The organism is Fortiea contorta PCC 7126 (assembly GCF_000332295.1).
Taxonomy (GTDB): Bacteria; Cyanobacteriota; Cyanobacteriia; order Cyanobacteriales; family Nostocaceae; genus Fortiea; species Fortiea contorta.
In genome coordinates, this window is the sequence record NZ_KB235930.1 from 1815393 (window position 1) to 1829238 (window position 13846).

Here is a 13846-nt window from a genome sequence, read left to right on the forward strand (position 1 = left end):
GCGGCAATTCATCAATGGGAATGGAGCAGGGGTAACACTGAGTCAGTGCTCAGAACAAAGACTGATACCGTTTCTTGATGAAGCTGCAATATATTTTACCCCCCGGCTAACGCCGTCCCCCCTTGGCAAGGGGGGACTACAGGGGGGTTCATAAGGCGCATCTTCATACAGAATTGGTATGAGAGCAATTGGCATCATGGAAAATAAACTTTACCTCTAGCCTCTGCCCTGTTGATTACTGACAAACAACAAATGACTCAACAAGATTCTGCCCTGATTCTAGTTGTAGATGACGACGATTTGACGCGGCTGCATCTGTGTGAACTGATGGTAGAAGCGGGCTATCAAGTGGTTGAGGCTAGTAATGGCTCGGAGGCAATAGCTAGTTTTACCAGTTTATCACCAGATTTAGTGCTGCTAGACGCCCTCATGCCTGTGATGGATGGGTTTACTTGCTGTGCTCAATTGCAAACAGTTGCTGATGGCGAGAGCACGCCCATATTGATGATTACTGCTCTTTATGACCAAGCATCGGTGACAAAAGCTTTTGCCGCAGGTGCAACAGATTTTATCACTAAGCCGATTCAATGGCCAGTTTTAAGTCAAAGAGTGCGTTATCTGTTAACAGCTAATCGCGCTATGAAGGAATTACGCCGCCAAACGGAAGCGGCGAAACTGCGAGAGATGCAACTAAAATTAGCATTAGAAGCCGCTCGCATGGGTATTTGGGACTGGAACTTCAGTACTAATAAAGTTACTTGGTCAGATAACAAAGCTGCACTGTTAGGCTTAGAAGCGGGTGTTTTTGACGGTACTTATGAAGGTTTTCTCCGGAGTGTTCACCCCCAAGATCGTGATTTTGTCAACCACTCGGTGATGCAAGCTTTGCAAGCTGGATCTGAATATGATATTGAATTTCGGGCTGTGTTACCTGATGGTAGTATCCGCTGGCTAGTCAGTAAAGGATTTGTTTGGCGTGACTCGTCTGGGACGCCTGTGCGGATGTCTGGGGTAGATATGGACATCACTAAGCGCAAGCAAGCAGCAGAAAGGTTAGAATTTTATGCCCAGCAACAAGCGATAGTCGCGGAACTCAGTCAAATAGCTCTGGCTGGTGAAGATTTGAGCGAGTTGATGAATTCCTGTGTCAGACTTGTTGCCCAATTTCTCAAGATTGAATCTTGTAAAATTTTGGAACTGCAACCAAATGGTAACGCTTCACTGCTCAGGGCAGAAGTGGGTTGGCAACAAGGGTGGGTTAGTCATGTAACTTTGGGTACTGAAGCTTCTCCGGAGCCAATACTAGCCCGGAATTTAGAGACAAGAAAGCGATTCCAAGAACCACCGTTGTTACAAGAGCAGCAGATGGGTGGTGTCAGCGTGGTGATTCATGGTAAAGAGAAACCGTTTGGGGTGTTACGGGTACATACAAATAAGGCGCGTATTTTCACTAGAGATGATGTTTATTTTCTCCAAGCTATCGCTGATGTGATGGCTACGGCTATTGAGCGTCAATTGGTGGAAGATGCGCTGAAAAAAAGTGAGGAACGGGCTGCTTTGGCGATGCGGGGTAACAATGACGGGATTTGGGATTGGTATGTGAAAACCCATGAAGTGTTTTTCTCGCCTCGCTGGAAAGAAATGCTGGGTTATGCAGACGATGAGATTAGCAACGATTTGGATGAATGGACAACGCGGTTGCATCCAGATGATTTGCAGATGGTGAAGCAAGCCATTAATGATCATTTTGCGAAAAAAAGCAAGTTTTATATCAGCGAGCACCGCATCAGATGTAAAGATGGCTCTTATAAATGGATTTTAGATCGCGGTCAGGCGGTGTGGAATGTCGATGGTGAAGTGGTGCGGATGGCTAGCTCCCATACGGATATTACGGAACGCAAGCAAACACAAGCAGAATTAGAACGGCAAAACCAGCGATCGCAGTTACTCGCGGATGTTACTCTGAAGATTCGCCAGTCTTTACGCATTGATGAAATTCTCCGTACTAGCGTCACGGAAGTACAAAAATTACTCCACGCAGATCGAGTATTAATTTTACAAATTAAATCCAATGATTCCTTCCTCGTTGTTCAAGAAGCTATAGTTCCCGGTTTACCCACTCTCCTCGGTCAACATATTACTGACCCATGTTTTTGGGAAAAATATATCCCAAAATATTATCATGGTTATAGCAGTATAATTACTGATATATATCAAGCAGATATTCAACCTTGTCATGTTGAGTTGCTGGAAAGATTTAGTGTCAGAGCTAACTTGGTGATTCCCGTTTTCCGCCAAAATCAAATTTGGGGACTGCTCATCGCCCACCAATGTAGACACTCCCGTGAGTGGACTGATTGGGAGATTCAACTTTTGCGACAACTAGCGGATCAAATCGGTATTGCTTTAGCTCAAAGTCGGATTTTAGAGCAAGAAACTCGTCAGCGCCAAGAACTCGCCCGTTCTAATGAGGAACTGCAACAATTTGCTTTTATCGCTTCCCATGATTTACAAGAGCCATTGCGTAAGATTAAAACTTTTGGCGAGCGACTTCAAGACACCTGTGGTGGTTCTTTAACTCCGCAAGGGCTGGATTATTTGCAACGAATGCAGAATGCAGCCCAAAGAATGGAAACATTGATTGAAGATTTGTTGAAACTCTCACGAGTAACTACTAGGGCGCAGCCTTTTATCTCGGTAGATTTAGCACAAATTACCCAAGAAGTGTTATCTGATTTGGAGGTGTATATTCAACAAACAGGTGCATGTGTGGAAGTGGGTGAATTACCAATTATCAAAGCTGATCCGTTGCAGATGCGTCAATTATTGCAAAATTTGATCAGTAATGCTTTAAAATTTCACCAACAAGAATCACCACCTGTGGTCAAGATTTCTAGTCAAATTTTCCACAATCACTCTGCTAAAATTGCCGTTGATTCCGAACTGTGTAAAATCATTGTTGAAGATCATGGTATTGGTTTTGAAGAAAAATATCTTGACCGCATTTTCAATGTTTTTCAACGGTTGCATACTCGCAAAGAATACAAAGGCACTGGTATCGGATTAGCTATCTGTCGCAAAATTGCCGAGCGTCATCATGGCAATATTACAGCACAAAGCAAACCAGGAGGAGGAGCACGATTTATTGTTACATTACCGCTGAATAACCATCTGTAGTTTTCTTTCCCCAGGAGGATTACTACTAGACTGGAAAACTAGGTTAATTGTACAACTGTACCCATAATTTGTTGCGATTTATTAATTAATACTAATAACTAGTACAAAGGAGACAATTAAGCGTGGAGGTGCAACAAAAAACCGTCACAATTTTAATGGCTGATGATGATGAAGACGACAGCATGTTAGTGCGTGAGGCTTTGGCAGAAAGCCAACTACCCATCAAACTACATATTGTAAAGAATGGTGAAGAATTAATGGACTATTTATACAATCGTGGTCACTATATTGATACCAATAGTGCGCCTTTTCCTGGGTTGATTTTACTAGATTTGAATATGCCGAAAAAAGATGGTTTAGAAGCGCTCAAAGAGATTAAAACTGACGCGCAACTTCGGCGAATTCCAGTTATAGTCCTGACTACATCGGGAGCACGAGAGGATATATATTATACCTACGATTTGGGCGCAAATTCTTTCATCGTCAAGCCGATGACCTTTACTTTATTAGTTGAGGTGATGAAAACTATAGGAAAATATTGGTTTGAAATTGTAGAACTGCCACTAGGAACTGCGGGAGGCAGAGATGGACAACAACCTCATCAGAGTTCTTTTAGTTGATGATGATGAAGATGATTATATTTTAACTCGTTATTGGGTGAGCGAATTTCAAGGATCCGGTTGTGAGCTAGCGTGGGTGGATAATTATACAGCTGCATGGGAAGCGATCGCTAATAACCAATACGACGTTTATCTTGTAGACTATCGCTTAGGTGCACATAACGGATTAGAATTATTACGAGCAGCGATCGCTCATGGTTGTTCTTCCCCAATTATTTTATTAACTGGTCAGGGAGAGCGAGAAATAGATTTAGACGCGATGAAAGCCGGCGCCGCAGATTATCTCGAAAAAAGCCAATTAACTGCACCATTATTAGAACGTTCCATCCGCTACGCCATTGAACGCAGACAAACAGAGCAAAAAATCCGCGAACAAGCTGCTTTGCTTGATGTCGCCACAGATGCTATTTTTGTATGTGCTTTAGATGACCAAATTTTATTTTGGAACAAAGCCGCGGAAAGTTTATACGGTTGGTCAAAAGCAGAAGCAATAGGTAAAAAATCTCAGAAACTTTGGCAAGATAAAAATTTACCTTTATTACAAGAATCTCTGAATAATCTCATGAAAAATGGTTCATGGGAAGGTGAACTATATCAAAAAACAAAATCGCACCAAAACATTATCGTCGAAAGCCGTTGGACTTTGGTAAAAGAATTCGATAAAACCGCTCCATCCATTTTAGTAGTTAATACTGATATTACTCAAAAAAAGCAATTAGAAGCTCAATTTTTACGCGCTCAAAGGTTAGAAAGTATCGGTACTTTAGCCAGCGGTATTGCTCATGACTTGAACAATGTTTTAGCACCGATTCTGATGACAGCACAACTGCTAGAAGCACAAATGCATGATGAGCGATCGCGTCGTCTACTTCCCATCTTAATTTCTAATGCTAAACGTGGGGCAAATTTAGTTAAACAAGTGCTATCTTTTACTCGTGGACTGGAAGGAGAAAGAACACTTTTACAATTCAAACATTTAATCACAGAAATTCAACAAATTATCAAAGAAACATTTCCCAAATCAATAGAAGTTAGCACCCAAATTCAACAAAATCTTTGGACTGTATCAGGCGATCCCACTCAGCTTCACCAAGTACTCATGAATTTATGTGTTAATGCTCGTGATGCTATGACCAACGGTGGAGCTTTAAAAATCTCTGCAGAGAACTTCTTGATTGATGAAAATTATGCAAGAATGAACCTGGAAGCTAAAGTAGGAGCTTACATAGTCATCACCGTCACTGACACTGGTTGCGGTATTCGCACCGAAATATTAGACCGCATCTTTGAGCCATTTTTTACCACCAAAGAACTCGGCAAAGGAACAGGTTTAGGTCTCTCTACAGTATTAGGAATAATTAAAAGCCATGGGGGTTTTATTAAAGTCCTGAGTGAAGAAGGAAGAGGTAGTCAATTTAAAGTATTTTTACCAGCACAAGAAGCCCAAGAAATATTAGAAGAACCAGACCAAGACTTACCAGCAGGTAATGGAGAATTGATTTTAGTTGTAGATGATGAAGCAGCAATCAGAGATATTACCAAAACATCTTTAGAAAGTCATAATTACAAAGCTATTACCGCCAGCGACGGGATAGAAGCCATAGCTTTATATGCAGAACATCGAGATGAAATATCTCTAGTATTAACTGATATGGTAATGCCATCTATGGATGGCGTCACTACTATCCGGACATTGAAAAAAATCAATCCAGATATCAAAATAATTGCTGTTAGTGGGCTAGCTTCTAGTGATAAAGTGAATATGGCTTATGAACTAGGAATTAAAGCGTTTTTATCTAAACCTTTCACAGCCAACCAATTACTACAAACCATTAAAACAGCACATAGAGAATAAAGAAAACTATGCACAAACAAAAAGAACTACTGCGCGTCATCTTGGCTATATCAATCATCGTCGTGGGAGTGAAATCAATGATTCCTCAAGAATTAAAATAGTAAAATTTTAGTTTTATGGCTAACTCACCAGCAATTAAACAATTACCAGCGACGCCGATAACATCAGAAAACTTTCAACGCTACGGACAAGTAATTTTTCCTAGCCAAGACGGTAAAACTTTCGACTCTACAGATGCTCAATTGAATTTACAAAATGGCATTCCACGATTTTATATTATGCAATTGCATAAAAAAGGGCGGAAATTTCATAAAATTACTCGTCATGAAAAATGCACTCAATGTTTAGGTTCTCTAGAGGGAAAAGATTGGTTAATTGCCGTTTCTCCCCCTGATAATAGTGTAAATATACCCGCTTTAGAACAACTTGCGGCGTTCCAGATTCCAGGTAACTGCTTTATTAAATTGGAAGTAGGAACTTGGCACGCCGGGCCATATTTTGATCATGAAGTTGTGAATTTTTATAATTTAGAATTGAGTGACACAAATGTGGTGGATCATTTCACTCATGATTTTCTCAAAAGTCATCAATTAGAATGGGAAATAATTTAAGTTACAGTTAGGCTGATCACGAACAGCTAACAAGGAATAACTATTAATGACTCCATCAACCCAAGTATCTGCCAATATTTCCCTAGAAGAGTTTCTCAAATCACCAGAAACCAAACCAGCTAGTGAATATATTAACGGACACATCTACCAAAAACCCATGCCCCAGGGAAAACATAGTATTATTCAAACTCGCTTATTTACTAATATTAATGCTGTAGGTGAACCACAACAAAAAGCCTTAGCATTAACTGAGTTACGCTGCACATTTGAGGGACGTTCTTTCGTTCCAGATATTGCTGTGTTTGAGTGGTCACGTATCCCCACAGATGAAAGCGGAGAGATTGCTAATAAGTTCAACAGTTACCCAGATTGGACTATTGAAATTTTATCACCAGACCAATATCCGAACCGTGTGATCAACAAAATTATTTTTTGTATTAACCAAGGAACTAAATTAGGTTGGTTTATTGATCCTAATGATAAATCGATAATGATATTTCAACCTCATCAGTTGCCAGCAGTGAAATACGATACTGATATTTTACCTGTTCTTGACGTATTTCTAGACTGGAAAATAACGGCAGCAGATGTTTTTAATTTGTTGAAAATTAAATAAATATCCTACTTTTATTTACGCCGTTAATTTTTCTAGCGCTAAATAACAAAATTCGTTGATTTTATCCTAGCATCAAGCTGCTTGGTATCAATCTATTGTGCGGATGTTGCAAATGTCTTTACTGAGCTAACTGTATCGTTATTAACCGTAAATCATCTAACGCTACAGAAACTGCCAAAGCATCATTGACAAGATGCACCGCAATTGTGACGATTACGCTAAAATTATTAAAGCTTCTTTACAGAATTTGCTTAACAATCCCGATTCTGTTAAAACAGCCAGACACAACAGCATGAAGATGCAAACCTGAAAACCTCCATTACAGTTGACAAAAAGCTCCTATGACGCTCCCAATTCGTAACGTCGCCATTATTGCCCACGTTGACCACGGCAAAACCACCCTGGTTGATGCTCTCCTCAAACAATCCGGCATTTTCCGAGAAGGTGAAGACGTTCCGGATTGCGTTATGGACTCCAACGCCTTGGAACGGGAACGGGGAATCACTATTCTCTCAAAAAATACAGCAGTTAAATATAAAGAAACCCTAATCAATATTGTTGATACCCCTGGACACGCTGACTTCGGTGGTGAAGTAGAACGTGTACTCGGCATGGTTGACGGCTGTCTTCTAATTGTTGATGCTAATGAAGGCCCCATGCCCCAAACCCGCTTCGTGTTGAAAAAAGCTTTAGAAAAAGGGCTGCGCCCCATCGTCGTCATCAATAAGATTGACCGCGCTAAAGCTGATCCTCACGTTGCTGTCGATAAAGTACTGGATCTGTTCCTAGAATTGGGCGCAGATGAAGACCAGTGCGATTTTACCTATTTGTTCGCCTCCGGTATGGGCGGTTACGCCAAGGAAACCATGGAAGCCGAAGCGGTAGACATGCAACCTTTGTTTAATGCAATTCTGCAACACGTTCCCGCACCTGTAGGCGACATCAACAAGCCGCTGCAATTGCAAGTTACAACCCTAGATTATTCTGAATACCTAGGACGGATTGTCATTGGTAGAATTCATAACGGCACCATCCGCGCTGGACAACAAGCAGCCTTAGTAACAGAAAATGGCAGCATTGTCAAGGGTAAAATCACCAAATTGATGGGATTTGAAGGCTTGAAGCGAGTGGAAATGGAAGAAGCCACCGCTGGTTATATTGTGGCAGTGGCTGGTTTTGCAGATGCGTATATCGGTGAAACCATTACCGACCCCAACGAACCCCAAGCCTTACCACTAATTAAAGTGGACGAGCCAACCTTGCAAATGACCTTCTGGGTAAACGATTCACCCTTTGCAGGTCAAGAAGGAAAATTGGTGACATCAAGACAAGTACGCGATCGCCTATTCCGCGAACTAGAGACAAACGTCGCCTTGCGTGTGGAAGAAACCGATTCCCCCGATAAATTCCTAGTTTCCGGTCGTGGGGAACTACACTTGGGCATCTTAATCGAAACCATGCGCCGGGAAGGCTTCGAGTTTCAAGTATCACAGCCACAGGTAATTTACCGAGAAATCAACGGTCAACCTTGCGAACCTTATGAACTCTTGGTTTTAGATATTCCTGGTGATGCTGTTGGTAGTTGTATCGAACGCCTGGGACAGCGCAAAGGAGAAATGCAAGACATGCAACCGGGTAGTGGCGATCGCACTCAACTAGAGTTTGTGATTCCCGCCCGTGGCTTGATTGGTTTCCGTGGTGAATTCATGCGGATGTCTCGTGGTGAAGGTATCATGAATCACAGCTTCCTCGATTACCGTCAACTTAGCGGTGATATTGAAGCCCGTAACAAAGGCGTTTTAATCTCCTTTGAAGAAGGCGTTTCCACCTTCTACGCCATGAAGAACGCCGAAGATAGAGGCTCATTCTTTATTACTCCTGGTACTAAAGTTTACAGAGGTATGATTGTCGGTGAACACAATCGTCCCCAAGACTTGGAACTGAATATCTGTAAGACCAAGCAATTAACCAACCACCGCGCCGCTGGTGGCGATGAACTAGTACAGTTGCAAGCACCAGTAGACATGAGCCTAGAGCGGGCTTTAGAGTACATCGGCCCAGATGAATTGGTGGAAGTTACACCCCAATCGATTCGTTTGCGGAAGATGGCGAAGAAATTGGCGAAACGTTAAGTAAAAATTTTGCATCACATCAATTTAGAAAGCCCGCATCGACGGGCTTTTTTTTTGTTCTCTAGTGAATTTTCTTTAAATTCTCATGCATTACACTTGCATGACATAAACTGGATAAATAACTGCGTAAGACAAGTGCGATCGCAATCCAGCAGGGATTCTTACAGAAAGCGATCGCCCTTACGGAAATATCTCTGTTTCGTAAAACGTATTGACAACGTAAATACACAATGTCTACTATGTAAGGTATGGATGTGTATTTCGTGCTTAATGGTGTCACTTTCGTTTGGAACAAAGAAAAAGCTTGGATAAATCCCAGCAATCATGATGGCGTGACATTTCAGCAAGCTACAGAGGCATTTTTCGATCCGTTTTTAGTAGTTATTGATGCAAGTCGGAATGATGAAGAAAGAGATGCTGTTATTGGCTTAGACAGACGGTGGAATCTTCTGTATGTTGTCTACATTGAACGTGAAAACGACATAATTCGGATCATTTCAGCACGTAAAGCAACACGCAAGGAGAGAGAATATTATGAAAGCTGAAGCATTGAAAAAGCGACTCGATAGAAATCGTCCAATGACTACAATCACAATTCGCATTCCCGAAGATGTCATTGAAGATTTAAAAAGAATAGCACCATTACTGGGATTTTCTGGCTATCAGCCGTTAGTTCGTGCCTATATTGGGCAAGGGCTAAGATCCGATCTGGAACGACTGGAGGGTGATACTATCTCAGCACTGATTGCTAGCTTGAAGCGTCACGGTGTTAGCGATGAGGTTATCCATGAAGCCCTCACTGAAGTTACTCAAAAATAGTGCAATTGCGATCGTCCTTGCTGTACATTATTTTCATTTAGACAAAACTAATATATTTAAGGTAAATAATTTTCATCTAATAATTGTGCAAAGGTAATATTTTACATTGTTTGAAAAACGGCAGTTATCTAGGATGGTTGATTGACCCCAGTGAGCGTTCTATTCTAGTTTATCAACCTAATTGTCTACCAGATTTATTAACAGGAAAAGATATACTACCAGTGTTAGAGGATTTAAATTTGATACTCTCTGTCGATGACATTTTTGCTCGCTTACAGAGAAAGCAGAGAGAGTGTTAACAATTCTAAATCAAGACTCCATCCCCCTGCTTTTTTGTTGATGCTAACGTGGGCTATAGTCGTAATCTGTATACAAATCGCGCCGAGTAGAACGGGCCGGATCAAAGCCACCATTGAGGGCGCGACGGCGTAAATCGCCGACATCGGGAGAGACAGCGATCGCATTCTCGATCGTAATTTGACCAGTGAGCATCAATTCACACAAAGCATCATTTATTACTTGCATACCCTCATTACTACTAGCTTCCATCAGTTGATAAGCTTCTGTTTGTTCTCCCTGCAGTAAGTAATCTTGCATAGTCGGTGTATTAATTAAAATTTCCATCACCGCTTTACGACCACCATCCGTTTTTGGCAGCAACATTTGCGCGATAATGGCTACCAATGAATCAACAATCTGCACTCGCATTGCTGCTTGTTCTTCAGGGTTATAGATATTGAGCAGGCGATTAATTGCTCCCAAAGTATTTTTGGTATGGAGCGTACCTAAAACCAAATGACCAGTTTGGGCTGCTTTCAATGCGGTATCCACAGTCAAGCGATCGCGCATTTCCCCAATTAAAATTACATCTGGATCTTCCCGCAACACCGACCGTAAAGCATGATGAAATTCATCAGTATGTAAACCCACTTCTCGCTGACTAATTAAGCATTTTTGGGAAGGATGAATATACTCAATTGGGTCTTCAATAGTCACGATATGTTTTGCTGTTGTCTCGTTCAGATGGCGAATCATCGCCGCCAGAGTCGTTGATTTTCCTGAGCCAGTCGGGCCCGTAACTAAAATTAATCCCTGTTTTTTATTAACAATTTCTTTTAAAATAGTCGGTAATTCCAACTCATCAATAGTAGGGACATCCAGCGTAATTAACCGCAGCACCATTGCGCCGCCAGTTAAAGTTTCAAAACAGTTGACACGACAACGCAAAAATCCAGGATAGACAATCGCCGTATCTAATTCTTTAGTTTCTGCAAACCGCACTCTTGCAGCCGCAGAAAGCACTTCACCCAAATAAGCCTCAAAAATTGTTGGTGTCACAACTTCTGTAGCTTGATAAATCTGCATTTCACCCTGAATTCTGAATCTAGGCAATTCGCCCACACGAATATGAATATCAGAGGCTTTTTTTAGATGAGCATCACGCACCATTTGTTGTATGGAAATCGGCTTTTTTTGTCGTTGAACTAACTTTTCTGGTGGCGGCGGTGGTAAGGGTGGTAATTTGGAAACTGGAAACTGGAATGTAAAATGTTCGTCCATAGTGCTACCTCTGGAAAATATCAAATAAAAGAAAATGAGAAACTAGACTAATATCAATTTCATCAATAAATCAAATACTGGAGATATAAATATTTACGTCTCTTTTGAATTAGTATGAAATTGTTGAGTTATATTTTTAGGTTTTTGTTAATTAGTTCTGCGTTAGTCAACCGTAAACTCACTTAGACTATTAATCTACAACTTACTTAAGTAATTATTTGATGATCAAGCGGCGCTTCATCAATTCTTTAGTAAAATCCTCAGCCACTGTGAATTTATGACATAGTTGGGCTAGAAAAGAAATTATGAAAATAATTACACCCTTGATCAACTGGTTAGAAAACCGTGCTTGTGCTCCTGCATACAGCGGCTGGGTATTAATAGGCATAGCTATTGCTTTTTTTGGGGCAGGAATTAATACAATGGCGGGTTGGTTGTATGCTATCAGCGGCGTCAGTTTTGCCTTGTTGGGAATAGCCGCTTACCTACCACCACGATCGCTTTTAGGATTAGTTGTCAAACGCCGCCCCATCGCGCCAGTCACCGCTGGAGAGCAATTAACAATAGAATTGGAAATCTGCAATCAAACACAGCAACCTGTGAGCTTACTGCAAGTCACAGACCTACTCCCTTTCGTGTTAGGAAACCCCGTACAGCAATCCATAGACACAATTCTCCCCAATTGCAAATATCACTGGGTGTACCATTTCCCCACCCAACGCCGAGGAGTCTATCGCTGGCACACAGTAGAATTAGGCAGTGGTGCTCCTTTAGGATTATTTTGGTGTCGTCGCCAGCGTGAGGCTGCAGCGACAGCGATCGTCTACCCTACCGTCTTACCCTTGACTCATTGTCCCCTCATAGATGAAATGGGCACAGAAGACAGCGCTAACAGCGATCCGCGTGGTCGCCCCTTACAAACAGCCACAACCGGACTAGTGCGATCGCTACGCCCTTACCGCATCGGCGACCCCACACGCTTGATTCATTGGCGTAGCAGCGCTCGCTACGGAGAATTAAGAGTACGAGAATTAGAAATGATTACAAGTGGGCAAGAAATCATTATTGCCCTTGATAGTGGCGGAAACTGGGAATCGGAGAGCTTTGAACAAGCAGCGATCGCCGCCGCTTCCATGTATTTTTACGCACAAAAGCAACAAACGTTTGTAAAACTTTGGACAGCATCCACAGGCTTAATTAGAGGCGATCGCTTAGTTAAAGAAACCCTAGCAGCCACCACAATCTTAGAAGATACCGTCGCCACCCTTCCAGAAAACTACCCCCTGATTTGGCTCACACAAAACCCCTCCAGCCTGCGTGCCTTACCTGTAGGTAGCCGCTGGGTACTATGGCAGAATATGGAAACAGGGTTAGGCAACTGGGAATACCCAGGAATCATTTTGTCAGCCAAACAAGAACTACAGCCCCAATTACAAAAACCACTCAGTTAATCGACAATACAAATTTCATGTATTGGAAATACCAATAGTTGCTGAGAAGTTAAGTTTCTTTAAATCCTGAAATTATCTGATTCCCATAAGCTAGACATACAAGCCTTTGAGCAAATCTCAGTTAATTTTAGTCGCCCATGTTGGGGAAATACCCCCAGTAATAGCTTAGTGAGGCTGAGGTACAATGCAAAGAAATATTTAAATTATGAGCCGCCGACCTAATGATCTCATCAGAAGCTAACACAAAATCCAGCGATAAAAGCCTAGAGGCAATGCGGCATTTTTCCGAACAATACGCCAAGCGCACTGGAACCTACTTCTGTTCTGAACCTTCCGTCACCGCAGTCGTCATTGAAGGACTAGCCAAACATAAAGACGAACTGGGCGCGCCTTTGTGCCCCTGTCGCCATTACGAAGACAAAGAAGCAGAAGTCAGCGCTGCATATTGGAACTGTCCCTGTGTGCCCATGCGAGAACGCAAAGAATGTCACTGTATGCTGTTTCTCACCACAGATAACGAATTTGCTGGAGACAAACAAGAAATTCCCCTAGAAACAATCAAACAAGTGCGGGAAACCATGGGATGAGTGAAATCATGCCCCAAGAGTTTTGGCAAGGTGTAGAACAGTTTAACACTGGACAGTTTTACGCCTGTCACGACACCTTAGAAGCCTTGTGGATTGAAGCAATTGAGCCAGATAAAACTTTTTATCAAGGCATTCTCCAAATTGCTGTAGCTCTTTACCACCTGAGCAACCATAACTGGCGAGGAGCCGTAATCTTATTAGGGGAAGGTAGCAATCGCCTCCGCCGTTACCCATCGAGTTACGGCGGTATTAATTTAGAAGATTTTCTGTACCAAAGCTGGACATTATTAAAGGCGTTGCAGGAAGTAGGGCCAGATGACATACCTACTGCTAGACTGAATGACAAAGCCTTACCGCAGATTACACTCATTCAAGATGAACAAATAGAGTCTTAGTTTTAACAAACCCCTTCTGAGTA

The 13846-nt window shown here is 41.9% G+C and carries 12 protein-coding genes; 11 read left to right on the plus strand and 1 reads right to left on the minus strand.

The features are described from left to right. Positions 1–252 precede the first annotated feature (252 nt). The 8 genes from MIC7126_RS0108630 (at position 253) to MIC7126_RS0108665 (ending at position 9830) form a co-directional block, all read left to right on the plus strand. The gene (locus tag MIC7126_RS0108630) at positions 253–3177 is read left to right on the plus strand and encodes a PAS domain-containing protein (protein ID WP_040629741.1); all 2925 of its coding nucleotides are present in this window, start codon (positions 253–255) and stop codon (positions 3175–3177) included. 155 nt (positions 3178–3332) lie between these two features. Continuing rightward, complete coding sequence (locus MIC7126_RS0108635) at positions 3333–3797, plus strand: response regulator (RefSeq protein ID WP_420795563.1); 465 nt, start codon at positions 3333–3335, stop codon at positions 3795–3797. After that, a complete protein-coding gene (locus MIC7126_RS0108640; protein WP_017652744.1) occupies positions 3763–5652 on the plus strand; it encodes a hybrid sensor histidine kinase/response regulator in 1890 nt (629 codons plus the stop codon). The genes MIC7126_RS0108635 and MIC7126_RS0108640 overlap by 35 nt, the downstream gene beginning before the upstream one ends. A 116-nt stretch (positions 5653–5768) precedes the next feature. Next, the gene (locus MIC7126_RS0108645) at positions 5769–6263 is read left to right on the plus strand and encodes an ureidoglycolate lyase (RefSeq protein ID WP_017652745.1); all 495 of its coding nucleotides are present in this window, start codon (positions 5769–5771) and stop codon (positions 6261–6263) included. A 46-nt stretch (positions 6264–6309) separates the two neighbouring features. After that, positions 6310–6879, plus strand: coding sequence for a Uma2 family endonuclease (locus MIC7126_RS0108650; RefSeq protein WP_017652746.1), 570 nt, complete (start codon positions 6310–6312; stop codon positions 6877–6879). A gap of 341 nt (positions 6880–7220) precedes the next feature. Continuing rightward, positions 7221–9011: a translational GTPase TypA gene (typA, locus tag MIC7126_RS0108655; RefSeq protein ID WP_017652747.1), complete on the plus strand. Its 1791-nt coding sequence runs from the start codon at positions 7221–7223 to the stop codon at positions 9009–9011. A 263-nt stretch (positions 9012–9274) separates the two neighbouring features. Next, positions 9275–9556, plus strand: coding sequence for a BrnT family toxin (locus MIC7126_RS0108660; RefSeq protein ID WP_238553624.1), 282 nt, complete (start codon positions 9275–9277; stop codon positions 9554–9556). After that, positions 9546–9830 (plus strand): hypothetical protein, encoded by a 285-nt coding sequence (locus MIC7126_RS0108665; RefSeq protein WP_017652749.1) that lies wholly within the window; start codon positions 9546–9548, stop codon positions 9828–9830. The genes MIC7126_RS0108660 and MIC7126_RS0108665 overlap by 11 nt, the downstream gene beginning before the upstream one ends. Positions 9831–10172: 342 nt before the next feature. Here the strand turns inward: MIC7126_RS0108665 and MIC7126_RS0108670 are convergent, their stop codons facing one another. Then, positions 10173–11390, minus strand: coding sequence for a type IV pilus twitching motility protein PilT (locus MIC7126_RS0108670; RefSeq protein WP_017652750.1), 1218 nt, complete (start codon positions 11388–11390; stop codon positions 10173–10175). Between the two features lie 305 nt (positions 11391–11695). On the opposite strand from MIC7126_RS0108670, the gene MIC7126_RS0108675 reads away from it, so the two are divergent. From MIC7126_RS0108675 to MIC7126_RS0108685, 3 genes are all read left to right on the plus strand, one after another. Beyond that, a complete protein-coding gene (locus tag MIC7126_RS0108675; protein WP_017652751.1) occupies positions 11696–12841 on the plus strand; it encodes a DUF58 domain-containing protein in 1146 nt (381 codons plus the stop codon). A gap of 221 nt (positions 12842–13062) precedes the next feature. Continuing rightward, positions 13063–13428, plus strand: a complete 366-nt coding sequence (locus tag MIC7126_RS0108680) for a ferredoxin thioredoxin reductase catalytic beta subunit (RefSeq protein WP_017652752.1) — start codon at positions 13063–13065, stop codon at positions 13426–13428. Beyond that, positions 13425–13823: a DUF309 domain-containing protein gene (locus tag MIC7126_RS0108685; protein WP_017652753.1), complete on the plus strand. Its 399-nt coding sequence runs from the start codon at positions 13425–13427 to the stop codon at positions 13821–13823. The genes MIC7126_RS0108680 and MIC7126_RS0108685 overlap by 4 nt, the downstream gene beginning before the upstream one ends. Positions 13824–13846 lie beyond the last annotated feature (23 nt).

What these genes read in the sequence shown, in the direction of transcription:
- typA (WP_017652747.1), top strand. Translation starts at nt 7,221, where the DNA reads ATGACGCTCCCAATTCGTAACGTCGCCATTATTGCCCACGTTGACCAC.
- MIC7126_RS0108630 (WP_040629741.1), top strand. Translation starts at nt 253, where the DNA reads ATGACTCAACAAGATTCTGCCCTGATTCTAGTTGTAGATGACGACGAT.
- MIC7126_RS0108670 (WP_017652750.1), bottom strand. Translation starts at nt 11,390, where the DNA reads ATGGACGAACATTTTACATTCCAGTTTCCAGTTTCCAAATTACCACCC.
- MIC7126_RS0108675 (WP_017652751.1), top strand. Translation starts at nt 11,696, where the DNA reads ATGAAAATAATTACACCCTTGATCAACTGGTTAGAAAACCGTGCTTGT.
- MIC7126_RS0108680 (WP_017652752.1), top strand. Translation starts at nt 13,063, where the DNA reads ATGATCTCATCAGAAGCTAACACAAAATCCAGCGATAAAAGCCTAGAG.
- MIC7126_RS0108665 (WP_017652749.1), top strand. Translation starts at nt 9,546, where the DNA reads ATGAAAGCTGAAGCATTGAAAAAGCGACTCGATAGAAATCGTCCAATG.
- MIC7126_RS0108640 (WP_017652744.1), top strand. Translation starts at nt 3,763, where the DNA reads ATGGACAACAACCTCATCAGAGTTCTTTTAGTTGATGATGATGAAGAT.
- MIC7126_RS0108650 (WP_017652746.1), top strand. Translation starts at nt 6,310, where the DNA reads ATGACTCCATCAACCCAAGTATCTGCCAATATTTCCCTAGAAGAGTTT.
- MIC7126_RS0108635 (WP_420795563.1), top strand. Translation starts at nt 3,333, where the DNA reads ATGGCTGATGATGATGAAGACGACAGCATGTTAGTGCGTGAGGCTTTG.
- MIC7126_RS0108685 (WP_017652753.1), top strand. Translation starts at nt 13,425, where the DNA reads ATGAGTGAAATCATGCCCCAAGAGTTTTGGCAAGGTGTAGAACAGTTT.
- MIC7126_RS0108645 (WP_017652745.1), top strand. Translation starts at nt 5,769, where the DNA reads ATGGCTAACTCACCAGCAATTAAACAATTACCAGCGACGCCGATAACA.